Genomic DNA, 20888 nt, shown 5'->3' with positions numbered 1-20888 from the left:
AATAATACGGACGTTATTTACCGTCTTAATCGCTCACGCCGGAAACCGCATTAAAGGCAATTCACATCACATTTTACCCTGCAATAAACCTGGCAAATTAAACGCCATGCTATGTATGTCCGGCCACAGCAACCACGTACAGTAATCACTAAACTCGCTGCCAGATATCACAGTGACAGGCGCGGGAGAACAAATTTAAAATTAGCATGGAGCTGTGAAAAATGTCTCAGAATAAGGCTTTCAGCACCCCTTTTATCCTCGCCGTTATCTGTATCTATCTCAGTTATTTTTTACACGGGATAAGTGTTATCACGCTGGCTCAAAATATGACGTCGCTGGCGGCAAAATTTTCCACCGACAATGCAGGCATTGCTTATTTAATTTCCGGCATCGGTCTTGGCCGACTGGTCAGTATTCTCTTCTTTGGTGTAATTTCCGACAAGTTCGGCCGCAGGGCGGTAATTCTGTTAGGCGTTGTCTTATATATGTGTTTTTTCTTTGGTATTCCCGCCAGCCCGAACCTTATGGTGGCCTTTGTTCTGGCCGTCTGCGTCGGTGTCGCCAACTCGGCACTGGATACTGGCGGCTACCCAGCGCTGATGGAGTGTTTCCCGACAGCCTCCGGCTCGGCGGTGATCCTGGTGAAAGCGATGGTCTCCTTCGGGCAGATGCTCTATCCCATGATCGTCAGCTATATGCTGCTCAATCATATCTGGTACGGCTATGGCGTCATCATTCCGGGCGTGCTGTTTGTGCTTATCACCCTGCTGCTGTTGAAAAGCCGCTTTCCCGGTCAGCAGGTGGACGCCAGTGTCGCCAAAGCATTACCGCAAATGAACAGCAAACCGCTGCCGTGGCTGGAAGGCGTCGCGTCGGTACTGTTTGGCGTTGCCGCCTTCTCGACATTCTACGTCATCGTGGTGTGGATGCCGAAGTACGCCATGGCATTTGCCGGCATGGTGGAATCCGACGCACTGAAAACCATCTCCTACTACAGCATGGGATCGCTGCTGTGCGTGTTTATCTTCGCCGTGCTGTTGAAAAAAGCCGTGCGCCCTATCTGGGCTAACGTCTTTAACGCCGGCCTGGCGACGCTGACCGCAGCGGTTATCTATTTATACCCGTCGCCGCTGGTGTGTAATGCCGGTGCTTTTGTTATCGGCTTTTCCGCCGCGGGCGGCATTCTGCAACTCGGTGTGTCCGTCATGTCGGAGTTCTTCCCGAAAAGCAAAGCCAAAGTCACCAGCGTTTATATGATGATGGGCGGACTGGCAAACTTTGTTATTCCGCTGATCACCGGTTACCTCTCAACGATTGGTCTGCAATACATCATCGCGCTGGACTTCGTTTTTGCGCTGCTGGCCTTCATCACCGCGCTCATTGTTTTCGTCCGCTACTACCGCGTATTCAATATTCCAAAAAACGATGTGCGGTTCGGCGAACGCTATTTTCAATAAACAGCTTCGATTCACGATAAAAATTCAAGGAGTCTATTATGGATGTTACTGCTAAATATGAACTGATTGGGCTGATGGCCTACCCCATCAGACACAGCCTGTCTCCGGAAATGCAAAATAAAGCGCTGGAAAAAGCCGGACTGCCTTATACCTATATGGCATTTGAAGTCGATAACACGACCTTTGCAAACGCCATTGCCGGGTTAAAAGCCTTAAAAATGCGCGGTACCGGGGTTTCCATGCCCAATAAACAGCTGGCATGCGACTATGTTGATGAATTAACCCCGGCGGCAAAACTGGTCGGTGCCATTAATACCATTGTTAACGATGATGGTTACCTGCGCGGCTACAATACCGATGGCACAGGACATATTCGCGCCATCAAAGAGAGCGGTTTCGATATCAAAGGCAAAACCATGGTGCTGCTGGGTGCCGGGGGCGCGTCCACTGCGATTGGCGCGCAGGCGGCTATTGAAGGCATTAAAGAGATTAAACTGTTTAACCGCCGGGACGACTTCTTTGAAAAAGCCGTCGCCTTCGCCAAACGGGTTAACGAAAACACCGATTGCGTGGTCACCGTGACAGACCTTGAAGATCAGAACGCCTTTGCGGCAGCCCTCGCCACAGCGGATATTCTCACCAACGGCACCAAGGTCGGCATGAAACCGATGGAAAATGCGTCACTCATCAGCGATGTCAGCCTGCTGCGCCCGGGATTGCTGGTCACCGAATGCGTTTATAACCCGCATATCACGAAGTTATTGCAGCAGGCGCAACAAGCCGGTTGCAAAACAATTGACGGTTACGGCATGTTGTTATGGCAAGGGGCTGAACAGTTCAAGCTGTGGACCGGCAAAGAGTTCCCTCTGGAATACGTGAAACAGGTCATGGGCTTCGAAGCCTGACAGGCTGGTGAATAAAAGGTACTCAATGAAAACCGTAACCGTAAAAAACCTCGTGATTGGCGAAGGGGCACCCAGAATTATTGTGTCGTTAATGGGAAAAGATATCGCCAGTGTGAAATCTGAAGCGCAGAGCTATCGCGACGCGGATTTCGATATCCTCGAATGGCGCGTCGACCATTTCGCCAATGTAGCCTCAGTTGAGGCCGTGCTGGAAGCGGCATCCGCCATCCGTACGATCATCACGGATAAACCGCTGCTGTTTACCTTCCGCAGCGCCAAAGAAGGCGGCGAGCAGGCGTTATCGGCTGAGCAGTACATTGCGCTGAACCGTGCGGCAGTCGATAGCGGCCTGGTGGATATGATCGATCTGGAGCTGTTTACCGGTGACGAACTGGTCAAAACCACCGTGGAACATGCACACGCGAAAAATGTGAAAGTCATTATGTCCAATCATGACTTCCATAAAACACCGCCGGTGGAGGAGATCGTTCAGCGCCTGCGGAAAATGCAGCAGCTTGGCGCAGATATCCCCAAAATCGCACTGATGCCGCAAAACAAAACCGATGTCCTGACGCTGCTCACCGCGACGCTGGAGATGCATGAGCGCTATGCTGACCGCCCTATCATCACCATGTCGATGTCTAAAACCGGCGTAATTTCACGTCTGGCGGGTGAGGTGTTCGGGTCTGCGGCTACCTTTGGCGCGGTTAAAAAAGCCTCCGCACCGGGCCAAATATCCGTTAGTGACCTGCGAACAGTATTATCGGTATTGCATCAGGCTTAATAAACCCAATTCAGGCGGGAATAAACATGCCCGCCCTTAATTAAAACAAATGACCGGACGTGAATATTTTCAATAAATATTCCGCGGCTTCGTACGCCTTTATTTCGCTGCACGGCGAATAATGCGGCTACCCGCCCGGTTATTTCGAGGAGCGATGATGAAACCAGAAAGACCCACACGCATTAATGGGCGTGTCACTGTGCTGTCTGCGCAGGACGCGGTGAATTATATTCCGGACGAAGCCACACTTTGTGTTTTAGGAGCAGGTGGCGGCATTCTTGAAGCCACCACATTAATTACCGCTTTAGCGGAGAAATATAAACAGACGCAAACACCGCGGAATCTTTCCCTCATCAGCCCGACCGGTCTGGGCGATCGCGCCGATCGTGGCATCAGCCCGCTGGCGCAGGAAGGTCTGGTGAAATGGGCGTTATGCGGGCACTGGGGGCAATCACCGCGCATCTCCGATCTGGCTGAGCAAGGAAAAATTGCTGCCTATAACTACCCACAGGGCATATTGACGCAGACATTGCGCGCCGCCGCCGCCCATCAGCCCGGCATTCTCAGTGATATCGGTATCGGGACGTTCGTTGACCCCCGCCAGCAGGGCGGCAAGCTGAATGAGGTCACCAAAGAGGAACTGATCAAGCTGGTGGAGATCGATAACAAGGAGTACCTCTACTACAAAGCGATTGCGCCGGATATTGCCTTTATCCGCGCGACCACCTGCGACAGCGAAGGTTACGCTTCGTTTGAAGATGAAGTGATGTATCTGGATGCGCTGGTGCTGGCCCAGGCTGTGCATAACAACGGCGGCATCGTGATGATGCAGGTGCAGAAAATGGTGAAAAAAGCCACCCTGCATCCCAAATCAGTGCGTATCCCCGGCTACCTGGTGGATATTGTGGTCATTGACCCAAACCAGACGCAGCTGTACGGCGGAGCGCCGGTGAACCGCTTTATCTCTGGCGATTTTACGCTCGATGACAGCACCCAGCTCACCCTGCCCCTCAATCAGCGCAAGCTGGTGGCGCGCCGTGCGCTGTTTGAGATGCGCAAAGGTGCGGTGGGTAACGTCGGTGTCGGTATTGCCGATGGCATCGGGCTGGTGGCACGGGAAGAAGGCTGCGCAGACGACTTTGTCCTGACGGTGGAAACCGGGCCAGTTGGCGGCATCACCTCACAAGGGGTGGCCTTTGGCGCCAACGTGAATACCCGCGCCATTCTGGATATGACCTCGCAATTCGATTTCTACCACGGCGGTGGTCTGGATGTCTGTTACCTGAGCTTTGCCGAAGTGGATCAGCACGGTAACGTCGGCGTGCATAAATTCAATGGCAAAATAATGGGCACCGGCGGCTTTATTGATATTAGCGCCACCTCAAGAAAAATTGTGTTCTGCGGCACGCTGACCGCCGCCGGTCTGAAAACGGATATTACCGACGGCCAGTTGCGCATTGTGCAGGAAGGTCGGGTGAAAAAATTCATTTCCACGCTGCCAGAAATTACCTTTAGCGGAAAAATTGCCCTCGAACGCGGGCTGGATGTCCGTTATATCACCGAACGCGCGGTGTTTACGCTGAGAGAAGACGGTCTCCATTTAATCGAAATTGCGCCAGGCATCGACCTGCAAAAAGACATTCTGGACAACATGGAATTCACCCCGGTTATTTCCCCTCATCTGAAACAGATGGATGAACGCTTATTTATCGACGCCACCATGGGGTTCGTCTTACCCGAAGCGGCCCATTAACAGGAGTACAATAATGGATTTTTCTTTAACCGAAGAGCAGGAATTGCTGCTTGCCAGCATCCGCGAACTGATCACCAGTCACTTCCCGGAAGAGTATTTCCGCACCTGCGATCAGACGGCAACCTACCCGCGAGAATTTATGCGCGCGCTGGCCGATAATGGCATTTCCATGCTTGGAGTACCGGAAGAGTTCGGCGGCATTCCGGCAGATTATGTCACGCAGATGCTGGCGCTAATGGAAGTATCAAAATGCGGCGCACCGGCGTTTCTTATCACCAATGGGCAGTGTATCCACAGCATGCGCCGTTTCGGATCTGCCGAGCAACTGCGTAAAACTGCCGAAAGCACCATGGAAACCGGTGACCCGGCCTATGCACTGGCCTTAACGGAGCCAGGTGCGGGTTCGGATAACAACAGCGCCACCACGAGCTACACGCGCAAAAATGGCAAGGTGTACCTGAACGGGCAAAAAACCTTTATTACCGGTGCGAAAGAGTACCCTTACATGCTGGTGCTGGCACGCGATCCGCAACCGAAAGATCCGAAAAGAGCCTTTACGCTGTGGTGGGTGGATGCCAAAAAACCGGGTATCAAAGTCAACCCGCTGCATAAAATTGGCTGGCATATGCTGAGTACCTGCGAAGTCTACCTCGACAATGTGGAAGTTGAAGAGAGCGACATGGTTGGCGAAGAGGGGATGGGCTTTCTCAATGTGATGTATAACTTTGAGATGGAACGTCTGATCAATGCCGCGCGTAGCACCGGCTTTGCTGAATGCGCGTTTGAAGATGCCGCTCGCTATGCCAATCAGCGTATTGCCTTTGGCAAACCAATTGGTCATAACCAGATGATCCAGGAAAAACTGGCTCTGATGGCCATCAAAGTCGAGAACATGCGCAATATGGTGCTGAAAGTGGCCTGGCAGGCAGATCAGCAACAGTCTCTGCGTACCAGCGCAGCGCTGGCGAAACTCTACTGCGCACGAACGGCAATGGAAGTGATCGATGACGCCATTCAGATCATGGGCGGGCTGGGTTACACCGACGAAGCGCGCGTTTCCCGGTTCTGGCGCGATGTGCGGTGTGAACGTATCGGCGGCGGCACGGATGAGATCATGATTTATGTGGCGGGCCGGCAGATCCTGAAAGACTATCAGGACTAAGCGGATAATCCCTCAGTTCCCGGTAAACCGGGAACTGAGGTAACCACCTAAAACAGGACATTCTCCTGCGGATAAAAGCTGGGCAGGTGCTCTTGCTCACTCACATTATTTTTAAATTGCCGCCGGTAATCGCTTGGCGAGCAGCCGCCATGACGCAGAAAAAGCTTGGCGAAGTGATCCACATTTTCATACCCCACACGCCAGGAGATTTCCGCCAGCGAATTATCGGTATTGGTCAGCGCAAATTTGGCTTCGGTCATCCGCCGCTGGATCACATAGTTGATGGGGGAAATACGGTACTCTTTAGTAAATTCGTGACAGATATAACTGACACTGGCGCGAAATTGTTTTGACAACTGTTCGAGCGTTATTTTTTTGCGGTAATTGTTATTCAAATAGACCAGAACATCTTTAATTAATGCATCTTTTTTAATATAGCCCTGTTCCGAACGGTAGGCATTTTTAAAATTCTCGTAATACAACACCGTCAATGCATAGGCAAAGGCATCATAGACGGAGGACGTTAAGGTATTTTTACTTTGAGGTAACATTACACTCAATTCATTAAATATGCTTTTAATCACCGCTTTCCCCTGACCGGCGGAAACGACCGGACATGAATGCGGCTGCAACAACTGGTGCTCCTCCCGGTCACGAAAACGGAAGCTATGCAGGGCGCAGGTATAGGTGGTGGCAGGCGCAGTGGCATCCGATGCCACTGCGTGCAACCGCCCACGTTCAATCACCACAATATCATCCGCATGTGCGACATACAGTGAGGAGTCGATGATTAATCGCGCCACACCTTTTTTCACGTAAATAAGCTCGGTTTCATTATCGTGAACATGATGCCCGGATTCCCAGGCCGGATCATCGCTGATGACAAAGCGTGAAAATCGGGGTGTTTCCCCCTGCGCGAAAAGGGGTTCCATGGCATTATCAAAGCATCGCTGATACATGACAACCTCACATTTTGAGAATAAGCCCAAACAAAATAATAAGGATAAAATAGAGCGAGCGCTGCGGTTATTCAACTGGACTTTACAGGCGCAGAACAAGATCATTTACCGGGCATGCAAGATAATATGTTTACGCACGCAATTTATTTTCACTGACTTTTATTTTGCTTAATCGATCTCACTTTTTTTGCAAGATTGTTAGCAACGAAAACAGCTTGCCCCGTCGAAAACCCGATCTCGCTATCGCACACTATTTCCAGTCACGTTTGACCTTTCGTCGATGTTGGCGTCACCGCCAATATTCGCCCGCGACTTACAGGAGATGCCATGAAAATAATAACCTGCTTTAAACTGGTGCCTGAGGAACAGGACATTATGGTTATGCCCGACCATACGCTCAGCTTTGACAATGCAGAGGCGAAGATCAGCCAGTTCGATCTCAATGCCATCGAAGCGGCCACACAACTCGCCAGTGAAGGCGATGAGGTTACCGCACTGACCGTCGGCGGCTCGCTGCTGCAAAACTCGAAAGTACGTAAAGATGTCCTTTCCCGCGGTCCAAACAGCCTGTTTATGGTGCAGGATGCACAACTGGAACATGCCCTGCCGAAAGAAACCGCCCTGGCGCTGGCCGCAGCGGCAGAAAAAATAGGCTTCGATGTGATGCTGTTTGGCGAAGGTTCCGGTGACCTCTATGCCCAACAAGTGGGGTTGCTGGTTGGCGAGCTTCTGCAACTGCCGGTGATTAATGCGGTCAGCAGCATCCGGCGCGATGGCGCAACACTCACCGTTGAGCGCACGCTTGAAGAAGACGTGGAAGTGATCGAACTGACGCCGCCCGCCGTGCTCTGCGTCACGTCGGACATTAATGTCCCGCGCATTCCCTCCATGAAAGCCATTCTTGGCGCAGGCAAAAAACCGGTCAATCAGTGGCAACCCAGCGATATTGGCTGGAACCCGACCTCGCCGCAGGCGGAACTGATGGAGATCATCGTACCGCCAGCCACCACGCGCAAACACATCATCCTCGACAATGATTCGCCGGAAGCAATCGCTGCCCTGGCCGAACACGTGAAAAAAGCCCTGAATTGAGCCCAACGGAGAAGAAGATCATGAGTCAATTAACCCGTGTCTGGGTACTGAGCGACAATGCTGAACGCTACGCAGAATTAATGACCGGTGCACGTCAATGGGGCCAACAGGTGCATGCCATTGTGTACGGTGCTGAACAGGCGAGCCGCCTCCAGGCACTGGGCGCAGATAGCGTGACGGTGCTTGAGCCGCATTCCGACCTGCAACGCATTGAAAACTTTGCCGAAACCCTTGCCGCTCTGATTGAGCAACAGAGCGCCGGTCAACCCGCGCTGCTACTGATGGCCACGACAAAACGCTGCAAAGCCTTGGGGGCAAGACTCAGCGTGCTGCTCAACGCCACCCTGGTGAACGATGCCACGGCGGTTAGCATTGACGCCAGTGGCGTCTGTGCGCAACACCGCATGTATGGCGGTCTGGCCTTTGGTAAAGAAAAGCTGAACAGCGCACTGACCATTATTACCCTTGCGCCAGGGGTAATGGAGCCCGCTGCCACCGATCCCTCCCATACCTGCCCCGTCATCACGGCGGAGTATATTGCGCCGCGCCATGAGATCCGTTGCCGGCAGCGCCGGGCGAAGACGTTGAGCAGTGTGGATTTGAGCAAAGCGAAACGTGTGGTTGGCGTGGGCCGTGGTCTGGCGGCACAAGACGACCTCGCTATGGTACGTGAACTGGCCAGCGTGCTTGGCGCAGAAGTGGGATGTTCCCGGCCGATTGCTGAAGGCGAAAACTGGATGGAGCGCGAGCGCTATGTCGGCGTCTCCGGCGTGTTGCTGAAGTCCGATCTCTACCTGACGCTGGGCATTTCCGGTCAGATTCAGCATATGGTCGGCGGCAATGGCGCGAAAGTGATCGTCGCCATCAACAAAGACAAAAATGCGCCGATCTTCAATTATGCCGATTACGGCCTGGTGGGCGATATCTATAAAGTCGTGCCGGCCCTGATCGACGCGCTGAGCCACTGACCCTTGTTCTTACGCAGATATCCCGCTGCGCGGACAGCGGGAAGGGAGCATAACGCATGTCGGATGAAAAATTTGATGCCATCGTGGTTGGCGCGGGCGTGGCGGGAACGGTGGCCGCCTATGTGATGGCTAAAGCCGGGCTGGATGTGCTGGTTATCGAGCGCGGTAACAGCGCAGGCAGTAAGAACATGACCGGAGGCAGGCTTTACGCACACAGTATTGAGCGCATCATGCCTGGCTTCGCGCAGAACGCGCCGATTGAGCGAACGGTGACCCGCGAGAAAATCTCCTTTTTGACCGAAGAAAACGCCGTCACCCTCGACTTTCAACGGGAAAAACCCGCCCTCCCCGCGCAGGCCTCTTACACGGTGCTGCGCAACCGGCTTGATCCATGGTTGATGGAGCAGGCGGAACAGGCAGGCGCGCAGTTTATTCCGGGCGTACGGGTGGACGCGTTGATCCGCGAAGGCAACCGGGTCACCGGTGTGCAGGCGGGCGATGACATTCTTGAGGCCAATGTGGTTATCCTGGCGGACGGCGTTAACTCTCTGTTGGGCCGTTCGCTAGGCATGGTACCCGCCCCCTCGCCACACCACTATGCCGTGGGGGTGAAGGAGTTGATCGGCTTGCCCACAGCGCACATTAACGATCGGTTTAACCTCGAGGGGAATGAGGGCGCAGCGTGGCTGTTTGCCGGTTCGCCATCGAATGGCCTGATGGGCGGCGGATTCCTGTATACCAACCGTGATTCGGTCTCTATTGGTCTGGTGTGCGGGCTCGGCGATATCGGCCAGGCAAGGAAAAGCGTGCCGCAGATGCTGGAAGATTTTAAACAGCACCCCGCCATTCGCCCGCTGATTCAGGGCGGTAAATTACTGGAGTACTCCGCACATATGGTACCGGAAGGCGGTCTGGCAATGGTGCCGCAACTGGTGAGTGACGGCGTGATGATCGTGGGTGACGCCGCCGGTTTCTGTCTCAATCTGGGTTTTACCGTGCGCGGCATGGATCTGGCCATTGCCTCAGCCGAGGCGGCGGCCAACACCGCTATCGCGGCAAAACGTCAACAGGATTTCTCTGCGCAGGCATTGTCGGACTATAAACGCGCGCTGGAGCAGAGCGTGGTGATGCGTGATATGCAGCACTTCCGTAAGCTCCCGGCACTCATGGAAAACCCGCGTCTGTTTACCCAGTATCCACACATGGTGGCAGACATCATGAACGATATGTTTACCGTTGATGGCCGGCCGAACCAGCCGGTGCGCAAAATGATGATGTCCCATATGAAGAAAGTCGGGCTAATGAATTTACTGAAAGATGGCATCAAAGGGGCGACCGCATTATGAGTCAGGAAAACAGCGTTAATGTTGACGTCAAACTGGGCGTCAATAAATTCCATGTCGATGAGGGCCATCCGCACATTATTCTGGCTGATAACCCCGATATGGCTGAGTTTCGCAAATTACTTAACGCCTGCCCGGCCAACCTCTACAAGCAGGATGCGGATGGCAACATCCATTTTGACTGCGCCGGTTGCCTTGAATGCGGCACCTGCCGCGTGCTGTGTGGGGAGACCATTCTCGACAAATGGACCTACCCGGTGGGTACGTTCGGCGTCGACTTCCGCTACGGCTGAGTCCCCAATACTGCCTGAAATTCGCGAAAGGACATCCGCTCACGATGTCCTTCCTGTTCGCACGTTTAACGGTTTATTGACTGAGAAGAGTTCATGAGCGTCACGATAACGTTTAATGCTGAACGTCGGGAAGCGTACCGACGGCAAGGTTTTTGGGGCGATGCATCGCTGGGAGATTACTGGCACCAGACCCTACGCGCCATGCCAGATAAAGTCGCCGTGGTGGATAACCACGGCGCGTCTTATACCTACGCGGCGCTTGATCACGCCGCAAGTTGTCTGGCGACATGGTTGTTGAACAACGGTATTCAGCCTGGCGATCGCGTGGCATTCCAGCTTCCTGGCTGGTGCGAATTTACCGTGATTTATCTGGCCTGCCTGAAAACCGGCGCGGTTTCCGTGCCGTTGCTGCCTGCGTGGCGGGAAGCGGAACTGGTGTGGGTGTTAAACAAATGCCAGGCGAAAATTTTCTTTGCCCCTACCCTGTTTAAACAGAGCCGCCCGGTGGATCTGATCCTGCCGCTGCAAAACCAGTTACCCGGCTTACAGCGCATTGTTGGTGTGGATAAACTGGCTCCGGCGACAACCACGCTCAGCTTCCACCAGCTACTGCAAGATAACGCCCCGCTCGCCGCACCACGCCAGGTGCACGGCGATGAACTTGCCGCCGTGCTGTTTACCTCCGGCACCGAGGGGATGCCAAAAGGCGTGATGCTGACGCACAACAATATTCTCGCCAGCGAGCGGGCATACTGCGCGCGGCTGAATCTGACCTGGCAGGATGTGTTTATGATGCCTGCCCCGCTGGGGCACGCCACAGGTTTTCTGCACGGCGTCACCGCGCCGTTTCTGATTGGCGCACGCAGCGTGTTGCTGGACATCTTTACGCCGTCCGCCTGCCTTACGATGCTGGAGCAACAGCGTTGCACCTGCATGCTCGGTGCGACACCGTTCGTTTATGACATTCTGTGCGCGATAGAAAAGCAGCCAGCCGATCTCTCGTCACTACGTTTCTTTCTCTGCGGTGGAACCACTATCCCGAAAAAAGTGGCGCAGGGTTGCCAGCAATTAGGGATCGCGCTGCTAAGTATTTATGGTTCGACGGAAAGTTCGCCCCACGCGCTGGTCAATCTTGACGATACTCCCTCACGAATGATGAATACCGATGGTTATGCCGCAGCCGGAGTGGAAATTAAAGTGGTGGATGAGTCGCGTAAAACGCTGCCGCGCGGAATGGAAGGAGAAGAGGCGTCACGCGGACCCAATGTGTTTATGGGGTATCTCGGTGAGCCGGAGCTGACCGCCCGCGCGCTGGATAAAGAAGGCTGGTATTACAGCGGCGATCTCTGCCGCATGGACGATGCGGGGTATATCAGCATTACCGGGCGTAAAAAAGATATCATCGTGCGCGGCGGCGAGAACATCAGTAGCCGCGAAGTGGAAGACGTGCTGTTGCAGCATCCAGCCATTGAAGATGCCTGCGTGGTCGCCATGCCGGATGAGCGGCTGGGCGAGCGCTCATGCGCTTATGTCGTGCTGAAAGTGCCAGGGCAACCCCTGCCGCTGGCGGACGTGGTGGCGTTTTTCAGCCGTAAGCGGATGGCGAAGTATAAATACCCGGAACGCATCGTCATCGTGGATAAACTGCCCAGAACATCCTCCGGCAAGATCAAAAAATTCCTGCTGCGCCAGGACATTATCCGGAGGATGAGCAACGAGAACGAATGCAGCAGCCCGGCGCGGCGCTACTCTCATTCGTAGACGCGCGGCGGTCGAATCTGCCGGTCTGCTGGCCTACCCCCATCAGATCGGCAAACCACCCGGCATTATTTGGGCTGCGGTGTTTTCATTAACATCGCCGTCAGGGCAGAAAGCAGACACCCTACCATCAGATAAATCGCCACCGAATGCCATTCACCGCCGGAGAAGGTTAACAATGCGGCGGCAATAAACGGCGTAAACCCACCGCCCACCACGCTGGCGACCTGGTAACCCACACCCGCGCCACTGTAGCGATAACCCGCACCGAACATTTCAGTGAACATCGGCTGTTGCACGCAGACCACCATATCGTGGGCGATATTGGCCAGCATCAACGAGAAAATCACCACACCGAGGATCGATCGCGCCTCCAGCGCCATAAAGAACGGAAACGCGCTCAACGCGCCCAGCAACGCGCCGGTAATATAGACGCGTCGCCGGCCGTAGCGGTCCGCCATCCACGCGAACAGCGGAATAGTCAGGCAGCTGATTCCGCCAACCAGCAGGCCAATATTGAGAAACAGCTCGCGCGGTAACCCGAGGTTCTGCGTCGAGTAGTTAAGCGCAAAGGCCGTGACGATATACATCGTCAGCAGTTCACACAGGCGCAGAGCGATAATTTTTAAAAAAGCAGCCGGGTGACGCACCAGCGCTTCAAACACTGGCAGACGTTTTTTCTCACCCGTTGATTGCTGTGCCTGCGCGTGCTCAAACTCGGCGGACTCTTCCATACCATTGCGCACCCACAGCGCCCCCAGCACCAGCACAATGCTGAACAGGAACGGCAAACGCCAGCCCCAGCTCAGGAACTGCGCATCGGTGGTCAGACTGCTGATTAACGACACCAGCCCGGTGGAAAGCAGCAGGCCAACGCCATACCCCACCTGCACACCGCTACTGTAGAAAGCTTTTTTACCGTTGGGCGCACTTTCCACCGCCAGCAGCGCCGCACCGCCCCATTCGCCACCGACAGCAAAGCCCTGAAGCGCACGGAGGATCACCAGCAGCGTGGGAGCCCACCAACCGATGGTGGTAAATGACGGCAAAATACCAATACAGGCGGTGGCGATGCCCATCATCCAGACGGTCATCATCAACATCCGTTTGCGTCCCAGACGATCGCCAAAATGGCCGAAGATAATGCCGCCCAGCGGACGGAACAAGAAACCGACGCCAAAGGTGGCGAAGGCGGCGAGCGTGCCCATCGCCGGATCGATCTGCGGGAAAAACTCGCGGTTAAACACCAGCGCCGCGGTAATGCCGTAGAGCAGAAAATCGTACCAGTCGACTACCGCGCCGGCAAAGCTGCCCCAGGCAGCACGGCGGGCGCGGTGAAGTGAAGGTGTCTCCTCGTTGGGGCGGGGGGTAATGAGCGTGGAGTCCATAGTTGTCCTGTCCGTTCCTAATCTGAATTTTTATAGTTATGTATTGCGGGAAAAGATTACTCACATCGTACGCAGCAAAATAAAAGCCGCACCTGAGACTACAGCGACAAGCGGCGAGAGAAAACCCTTTTACGGGGCGACGGGCATGAATGGGGAATTTAACTCAGGGAAAGCGGATGCATAGAACATTATCCGGTGAAGCCTGCAAACAGGAGCAGAGAGAGGTTAACGCCGCACCATAGTGATCTGCTGTGTGACGAATGCACTGCGGAAATATTCACGCATCGCCGCCATCGCTGGGGTAAAACGGGCATCATAGCGCCACGCCAGACCGACGCTCATCGGATGCACATTATTAACCAGCGAACGGGTCTCAATGCGCCGCCCCTCCAGCGACCACGGCCGATAAACCAGGTCTGATAAGATGGTAACGCCCGAACCGTTGGCGACCATACTGCGTACCGCCTCAACGGAGCTGGTGCGTAGGATGACGCCAGGACTCGCCCCGGCCTCTTCCCAGTAGCGCATGGCGCTGTCTGCCGCTTCATCAACGGTGAGCATAATAAAGGGTTCATCGGCCACATCCGCCAGCGTCACCTGCGATTTTTCGCATAACGGGTGGCGCGATGGCAGCCACAACCGGCGCGTTGAGTTAAACAGGGTTTCGGCATAAATCGACTGATGGCGCAAATTACCGGTCAACACCAATGCCATATCCAGCGTCTGGTCTATCAGACCCTGCTCAATATCCTGACGCTCATACTCGAATAGCTGGATATCAATGTGCGGGTAGTCCTGCATCAGCCGCTGAAGGTGAAACGGTAAAAAATAGCCAATCACGGTGTAACTTGCCGCCAGACGCAGCGTGCCGCGCACACCGGTATCGCTGACCGGCATACTGCGCACGGCATTTTCTACGGTCTGCAAAACGGTATAAGCATGATTGAGAAAGTGATTTCCGTAGTCCGTCAACATCATGCCATGCACCGAACGGGTAAACAGTTTCTTGCCCAGCAGCTGCTCCAACTCCTGAATAGCACCCGTCACCGCCGACTGCGAAATATTGAGATGGACAGCGGCCAGCGAGATCTGCCCCATTTCAGCCGTGGCGACAAAATAACGGATCTGGCGTAGCGTCAGCATTGATTTGCCCTCTGATCATTTCATCGTAAATGTTCACAAATATGCGTTCTGTTTTTCTGATACCAGCGTATCTAAAAATACTACTTTCCGGATACAAATAAATATTCATATAGTGAATTAATGCTCCCCACCGGAAATAAGAAATTATTATGATGCGAACCGTAGATATCAACTCCGATATAGGAGAAAGTTTTGGACCATGGGTAATCGGCGACGGTGTTGACAATGAATTAATGACGATAATAAGTTCCGCCAATATTGCCGCTGGCTTTCATGCTGGCGACCCCAATATTATGCGCCGAACCGTTGAGGCAGCGAAAAAAAATGGCGTCGCGCTTGGCGCTCATCCCGGATTCCATGATTTACAGGGGTTTGGCCGCCGATATTTATCCATCCCAACAGAAGAACTGGTTAACGATATTATTTATCAGTTGGGGGCATTACGCGAATTCGCTCGTTTATATGCGTTGCCGTTGCAACATATAAAACCCCACGGCGCATTGTATATGTACCTGGCGCGGGATGAAGCGGCAGCACAGCATTTTGTCTCCATCCTGCATCAACTCGACGCCGAACTTTACCTCTACTGTATGGCGAACTCGGCGGTCTGGCATGCAGCTCAACGGCTGGGACACCCGGTAATTACTGAGTTTTATGCCGACAGGGAGTATGACGATCACGGGTTTATCGTCTTCACCCGCAGCACGGGTCGCCTCAGCGTGCAGGCGATCACAGAGAAAGTGTTAATGGCCTGCCTGGAGGGGAAAGTGAAAACCGTGACCGGCAATATCATCCCTGTGCGTTTCGATTCAATTTGTATCCACAGTGATACACCTGGTGCACTGGAAATTATCAGTTCGGTAAAAAAGGCGCTGGTGAACAATGGCATTACCGTCTGTTCGCCGGTCGCACAGAAATAAGACCCGCTTATCTGGAGAAAAATACAATGTCTGATATTGAGGTTATTTCACCGTTGCCAGGTGTTTTTTATCGGCAGCCATCACCGGAAGCCCCACCCTTTGTTGAGGCCGGAGATAAAGTCACACCGGATACGGTAATTGGTTTAATTGAAGTCATGAAGCAGTTCAGCGAAATATTCGCCGAGACCCGAGGAACAATAACCGCCATCACCATACAAAATGGTGATGCCGTCGAACCCGGACAGGTTCTGGCCATAATAAAAACCGATAACGAATAAGCGCAGCGGAGGAGATATGGCGGGGAAAATAAAAAAACTCCTGGTTGCTAACCGTGGAGAAATCGCGGTGCGTATTATTCGTGCTGCGCAAACACTGGGGATCCCAACGGTAGCGGCTTGTAGCGAGGCTGACAGTGAAAGCCTCGCTGCCACTCTGGCCGATGAGGTGTGCATTATTGGCCCGGCGCCAGCTGCACGCAGTTATCTTAATATCAACGCACTACTGGAAGCCGCAGCACAAAGCGGCGCGAATGCTATTCATCCCGGTTATGGTTTCTTGTCGGAAAACGCCCAGTTTGCCGAGCGGGTGGAACAGGCCGGGTATATTTTCGTCGGACCGGATGCGCAAACCATCCGTGTGATGGGGGATAAAGCCGCCGCGCGCCGCACTGCAGCAGACGCGGGCGTACCTGTTGTGCCGGGCTCACGGGTGCTGGAAACGGTGCAGGCGGCGCAGATTCGTGCCGGAGAAATCGGTTATCCCTGTCTGATTAAAGCGGCCGCTGGCGGCGGTGGGCGCGGGATCCGCGTGGTCGAGGATGACGAGGCGCTGGCGCGTGAATTCCCTGTCGCTCAGAGTGAATCGAAAGCCGCGTTTGGCTCCAGCGCCGTCTACCTCGAGCGGTTTATCGCTCGCGCACGGCATATCGAAGTGCAGATCCTGGGTGATGGTGAACAGGTGATCCACCTGTTTGATCGCGAATGTTCGTTGCAGCGCCGTCGGCAGAAAATCTTTGAGGAAGCCCCCTCGCCCGCCCTGCGTCCTGACCAGCGTGCCGCGCTTTGTGACAGCGCGGTGCAACTGGCACGGCACTTACGCTACCGCGGTGCAGGCACGCTGGAATATCTGTTTGATGAAACGCGCGGCGAGTTCTGGTTCATCGAAATGAATACCCGTATCCAGGTGGAGCATCCGGTGACTGAAATGGTGACGGGCGTCGATCTGGTGCAATGGATGCTGCGTATTGCCAACGGTGAGTCGCTGACACTGGCGCAGTCGGATGTCCGTCTGAGCGGTAGTGCCTGCGAAATGCGCATTAACGCCGAAGATCCTGAGAAGAATTTCTTTCCCTGCCCGGGGCTAATAGACGGCGTGGTGTGGCCGGGAGGCGAAGGGATCCGCATCGACAGCCATGTTTTCAGCGGCTACCGCGTTCCGCCCTGGTATGACTCCTTACTGGCCAAAGTGATCGCATGGGGCGCGGACCGCCCCCAGGCACTGGCTCGCGCACGCCAGGCGCTCGATACCCTTGAACTTCGTGGCATCAAAACCACCGCGCCGCTTCATCAATGGCTGCTGCAACATCCGAAATTGCAGGCGGGTGAATTCACCACCACCACCCTCGAGCAGTGGCTTGCGGAACGCGACCGTGCCTCATCGGCTCAGATACAGGAGATCCGTCGCTATGGTCAGTAACCCGATTCGCTACTCGTTTGGCGGAGATGAGCACCTCTTTGCCGAAATTGAAGAGTCCATGTCGTTAAGCGCGTTTTTCCGCGGTCTGACGCTGACACGGGCGTTGGAAGCATGCCAGCTTCCCGGCGTACTGGATATTTGCCTTGCTAACGCCTCTTTCCAGGTGCGTTTCAACCCGGATGAACTCCCGCCCGACACCCTGCTTGCCAGACTACAGACGCTGGAGGCCGACAGTGACGGCGACAGCACGCTGGCGACGCGCATTATTGAAGTCCCGGTGCTGTACAACGACCCATGGACACACGAGACGTTAATGCGTTTTCGCGATCGTCACCAGGCGCCGGAAGGAAGCGACCTCGATTATGCCGCACACATCAATGGTTATACGGATAAAGATGCGTTCATTGCCGCACACAGCGGGACGCCATGGTTCGTGTCGATGGTGGGTTTTGTTGCCGGGCTGCCGTTTATGTATCAGATGGTCGGGCAGGAAAAACAGTTGCAGGTGCCGAAATACTTGCGCCCACGTACCGATACACCGGGTTTGTCTCTCGGTCATGGCGGCTGTTTCGGCTGTATCTACTCCGTGCGAGGCGCGGGGGGATACCAGTTGTTTGGCATCACACCGATGCCCATTTACGACCCGGCGCAGCGTCTGCCGTATCTGCAAAGCGAAATGGTGTTTTTCAAAGCGGGAGACATTGTTCAGTTTCGGGCGATCGACCGCCAGACCTATGACGACATCCGTGAACAGGTGAAAAACGGCGTATTTTCTCCGCGCATTCGCGATGTGACGTTTGTGCTTGCCGACTTTCTTGACGATCCACAGGGTTATCCGCAGCAGTTGAAAAGGGGGCTGTATGACCATCAATGTGATTAAGCCCGGCCTTGCCACCACAGTGCAGGATAGAGGGCGTGAAGGGTATTACCACCTCGGTATACCGCCCTCCGGTGCGCTGGATCCCTACTCGATGCAGATGGCGAACCTGTTGGTGGGAAACGCGGTGGATGATGCCGTGCTGGAGATGACGCTGCTGGGGCCGGAGCTTCATTTTTCCGTCGACGCGCTGGTGGCTGTGTGCGGCGCGTCGATGACGCCGATTATCGACAATCAACCGGCCGCTGCGCACACCGCGTTGTATATCCGCGCCGGGCAACATTTGCGCTTTGCGTCTGCGCGCCAGGGATGCCGTGGCTACCTGGCTATCGCTGGCGGCATTGATGTGCCGCGCGTCCTGGGTAGTCGCTCAACCTATACGCTGGGTGCGCTGGGAGGTTTTCAGGGGCGTCGGCTGGCGGCGGGTGACGTGTTAAACACTCACCCGGTCAACGAAGCGCGTTCCCGCCGGGAAGGTAACACCGTTCCCGACGCGTTACTGCCGGTACTGGAGAAATCCGTCACCCTGCGATTGGTGCCGGGTCTCTATATTCATCGCCTGACCCCAGCGGCAGTAGACACATTCTTTGCTGACAGCTGGCATGTGAGCACCGAAGCCGACCGGACAGGCTACCGCCTGAAGGGCGGACACCCCCTGGCGTTCACGCCGCGGACGCCGCCGTTTGGCGCGGGCTCCGATCCTTCCAATATTGTCGATGCCTGTTACCCGATTGGCTCGGTGCAGGTGCCGGGAGGAGTGGAACCGATTGTTCTGCTGCGCGATGCGGTGTCGGGCGGCGGTTATATGACGCTGGGGACAGTTATCAGCCCCGATCTTGCCATTCTTGGTCAGCTACAGCCGAATCAACACGTTCGCTTTATGCCCGTCACGCTGGAGGAGGCGCTGGTTGCCCGCCGTCAGTCTCAGCAGCGGCTGGCGCAGTTAGCGAACGCGTTGCGTTAACCCTGCCAGGGGCATCGCCCCGTGGCGTCACTCTTTGGTTATTGCGTGTTTCAGGAGGTTGCTATGGCTTCAGCTCCACAATCCCGCGCTGCGGATAATGTTGATCGGTCAGCGCTGCCGGAACCGGTGCGCATGGGAAAACTCTCCCTCACGATGGCCTGGTGGGCGGTGTGCAGCGCCGTGTTTTACATAGTGGTTGGCGCGTCTCTGGCACTGACCTACGGCGCGGTTAACGCCATTATTGGGATGGCATTATCCGTTGTTTCATACGGTTTGATTAACAGCGTTATCAGTCGCTTCGCCATCCGTAGCGGCTTGTCTGTCGCCCAGTTCTCACGCCGCCTGTTCGGGCGTATGGGCGCATCACTGGCGACGCTGATCTTCTTCTCCACGGCCATTTATTACGCCGTGTTTGAAGGCTCCGTTATCGCCTTTGCCATTAACCATCTCTTTCCTGGCGTGGTCTACTGGGCGGCGGCAGCGCTGGTGGTGCTTTACAGCGTGCCACTGATTTTCGGCAGCGTTCAGCACTGGCTGGATAAATTTAACGGCGTACTGCTGCCGTTCTATCTACTGGGGTTACTGGCGACGATCGTCGTTTCGGTGATGCACTACGGCTACCAGGCAAACTGGCTCGAGTATGGCCCGGCCAATCCTTCTCCGTGGGGCTGGTGGAACTGCTTCACCTATTACATGGGCGTCTGGGTATTAATGATGTACACCTTCGATTACGCCCGGTTTGGTCGCGAAGAAGACAGTAAGTACCATGCACGTTTCAACTTCGGCATGCCGTTCTATCTGGTCACGTTTTTCCTCAATGGCGTGGCGGGTATTTACCTCGCCAGCAGCCTTCGCGATGCCGGGGCACTCAGCGAAACTGCGGTAGTTGTCGCGATTTTAAACCTGCTGGGGATAGCCGGGTTGGGATTTGTTTGGGTAACGCAGACGCGAATTAATACCGCCAACTATTATCTCGCCACCGTCAATATGCAGGTCTTTTTCCACAGTTTGTTTAACCTGAAGTTGCCCAAGCTGGTCTGGGCATGCGTGGTAGGTGGGGTGGTGTATATCCTGATGCTGGCGGATGTGTTCGCCTGGTTGTTGCAAGCGCTGGCCTATCAGGGTGTTTTCGTGGTGGCCTGGGTGGGCGTGGCATTGGCAGGAATTGCTCATAACGTGCCGCCCGATCACGAACACGTCGCCATCAATCCCGTGGGGGTGGGGGCGTGGTTTATCAGCGTAGCGCTGGGGATTGTATTAATGCAAGGACCCGCCTCATTCGCCGCGTTTTCGGCAGTGGCCACGTTTGTCTCCGCCTGCGGTTTATACACGCTCTTTAGCCAGTGGGCGCGGGTGAGCATCAATAAACTGCCGAAGCCCCGACGTCCGGCCAGCGTTCGCCGCTGATCGATAATTGGCAGTACAGT

At 54.7% G+C, this 20888-nt stretch carries 19 protein-coding genes; 16 read left to right on the top strand and 3 right to left on the bottom strand.

The genetic code is table 11. The features are described from left to right. Positions 1-221 precede the first annotated feature (221 nt). The 5 genes from ABGA49_RS06195 to ABGA49_RS06175 all read left to right on the top strand — a co-directional run bounded on the left by ABGA49_RS06195 (position 222) and on the right by ABGA49_RS06175 (position 6061). Entirely contained in the window at positions 222-1457 is a 1236-nt protein-coding gene (locus ABGA49_RS06195) for an MFS transporter (RefSeq protein WP_061494252.1), read from the top strand. Positions 1458-1495: 38 nt separating this feature from the next. Then, on the top strand, positions 1496-2362 hold the full coding sequence (ydiB, locus tag ABGA49_RS06190) for a quinate/shikimate dehydrogenase (protein WP_061494251.1): 867 nt from the start codon (positions 1496-1498) through the stop codon (positions 2360-2362). A 25-nt stretch (positions 2363-2387) separates the two neighbouring features. Continuing rightward, positions 2388-3146, top strand: coding sequence for a type I 3-dehydroquinate dehydratase (gene aroD / locus ABGA49_RS06185; RefSeq protein WP_347665306.1), 759 nt, complete (start codon positions 2388-2390; stop codon positions 3144-3146). 157 nt (positions 3147-3303) lie between these two features. Further along, positions 3304-4899: an acyl CoA:acetate/3-ketoacid CoA transferase gene (locus ABGA49_RS06180; protein WP_061494249.1), complete on the top strand. Its 1596-nt coding sequence runs from the start codon at positions 3304-3306 to the stop codon at positions 4897-4899. Between the two features lie 13 nt (positions 4900-4912). Beyond that, positions 4913-6061: an acyl-CoA dehydrogenase gene (locus tag ABGA49_RS06175; RefSeq protein WP_061494248.1), complete on the top strand. Its 1149-nt coding sequence runs from the start codon at positions 4913-4915 to the stop codon at positions 6059-6061. Between the two features lie 47 nt (positions 6062-6108). Here ABGA49_RS06175 and ABGA49_RS06170 read toward each other — a convergent pair whose 3' ends face one another. Continuing rightward, complete coding sequence (locus ABGA49_RS06170) at positions 6109-7020, bottom strand: AraC family transcriptional regulator (RefSeq protein ID WP_088237989.1); 912 nt, start codon at positions 7018-7020, stop codon at positions 6109-6111. 327 nt (positions 7021-7347) lie between these two features. On the opposite strand from ABGA49_RS06170, the gene ABGA49_RS06165 reads away from it, so the two are divergent. The 5 genes from ABGA49_RS06165 to fadK all read left to right on the top strand — a co-directional run bounded on the left by ABGA49_RS06165 (position 7348) and on the right by fadK (position 12477). Further along, complete coding sequence (locus tag ABGA49_RS06165; protein ID WP_347665305.1) at positions 7348-8112, top strand: electron transfer flavoprotein; 765 nt, start codon at positions 7348-7350, stop codon at positions 8110-8112. Between the two features lie 20 nt (positions 8113-8132). Further along, a complete protein-coding gene (locus tag ABGA49_RS06160; protein ID WP_347665304.1) occupies positions 8133-9080 on the top strand; it encodes an electron transfer flavoprotein subunit alpha in 948 nt (315 codons plus the stop codon). A 56-nt stretch (positions 9081-9136) separates the two neighbouring features. Next, on the top strand, positions 9137-10426 hold the full coding sequence (locus ABGA49_RS06155) for an FAD-dependent oxidoreductase (RefSeq protein WP_347665303.1): 1290 nt from the start codon (positions 9137-9139) through the stop codon (positions 10424-10426). After that, positions 10423-10716, top strand: coding sequence for a ferredoxin family protein (locus ABGA49_RS06150; RefSeq protein WP_061494243.1), 294 nt, complete (start codon positions 10423-10425; stop codon positions 10714-10716). The genes ABGA49_RS06155 and ABGA49_RS06150 overlap by 4 nt, the downstream gene beginning before the upstream one ends. 93 nt (positions 10717-10809) lie before the next feature. After that, complete coding sequence (gene fadK, locus ABGA49_RS06145) at positions 10810-12477, top strand: medium-chain fatty-acid--CoA ligase (RefSeq protein WP_347665302.1); 1668 nt, start codon at positions 10810-10812, stop codon at positions 12475-12477. Positions 12478-12542: 65 nt separating this feature from the next. On the opposite strand, the gene shiA is transcribed toward fadK, so the two are convergent. Further along, positions 12543-13862, bottom strand: a complete 1320-nt coding sequence (gene shiA, locus ABGA49_RS06140) for a shikimate transporter (protein ID WP_061494241.1) — start codon at positions 13860-13862, stop codon at positions 12543-12545. 225 nt (positions 13863-14087) lie between these two features. Beyond that, on the bottom strand, positions 14088-15005 hold the full coding sequence (locus ABGA49_RS06135; RefSeq protein ID WP_347665301.1) for a LysR family transcriptional regulator: 918 nt from the start codon (positions 15003-15005) through the stop codon (positions 14088-14090). A gap of 149 nt (positions 15006-15154) precedes the next feature. On the opposite strand from ABGA49_RS06135, the gene ABGA49_RS06130 reads away from it, so the two are divergent. The 6 genes from ABGA49_RS06130 to ABGA49_RS06105 all read left to right on the top strand — a co-directional run bounded on the left by ABGA49_RS06130 (position 15155) and on the right by ABGA49_RS06105 (position 20868). Continuing rightward, positions 15155-15925, top strand: coding sequence for a 5-oxoprolinase subunit PxpA (locus ABGA49_RS06130; protein ID WP_347665300.1), 771 nt, complete (start codon positions 15155-15157; stop codon positions 15923-15925). Positions 15926-15951: 26 nt separating this feature from the next. Further along, a complete protein-coding gene (locus tag ABGA49_RS06125) occupies positions 15952-16203 on the top strand; it encodes an acetyl-CoA carboxylase (protein ID WP_347665299.1) in 252 nt (83 codons plus the stop codon). 16 nt (positions 16204-16219) lie between these two features. Continuing rightward, positions 16220-17620, top strand: a complete 1401-nt coding sequence (locus ABGA49_RS06120; protein WP_088237996.1) for an acetyl-CoA carboxylase biotin carboxylase subunit — start codon at positions 16220-16222, stop codon at positions 17618-17620. Beyond that, positions 17610-18500, top strand: coding sequence for an allophanate hydrolase subunit 1 (locus ABGA49_RS06115; RefSeq protein WP_061494237.1), 891 nt, complete (start codon positions 17610-17612; stop codon positions 18498-18500). Before ABGA49_RS06120 ends, ABGA49_RS06115 begins: the two co-directional genes overlap by 11 nt. Next, positions 18481-19461, top strand: a complete 981-nt coding sequence (locus ABGA49_RS06110) for a biotin-dependent carboxyltransferase family protein (protein ID WP_347665298.1) — start codon at positions 18481-18483, stop codon at positions 19459-19461. The genes ABGA49_RS06115 and ABGA49_RS06110 overlap by 20 nt, the downstream gene beginning before the upstream one ends. A gap of 63 nt (positions 19462-19524) precedes the next feature. Beyond that, the gene (locus tag ABGA49_RS06105; RefSeq protein WP_347665297.1) at positions 19525-20868 is read left to right on the top strand and encodes an allantoin permease; all 1344 of its coding nucleotides are present in this window, start codon (positions 19525-19527) and stop codon (positions 20866-20868) included. Positions 20869-20888: the final 20 nt, after the last annotated feature.

This window comes from Kosakonia sp. WA-90 (assembly GCF_039871955.1).
Classification (GTDB): domain Bacteria; phylum Pseudomonadota; class Gammaproteobacteria; order Enterobacterales; family Enterobacteriaceae; genus Kosakonia; species Kosakonia oryzendophytica.
Note: the sequence above shows the minus strand (reverse complement) of the source record. Positions and strands in the feature narration are given on the sequence as shown.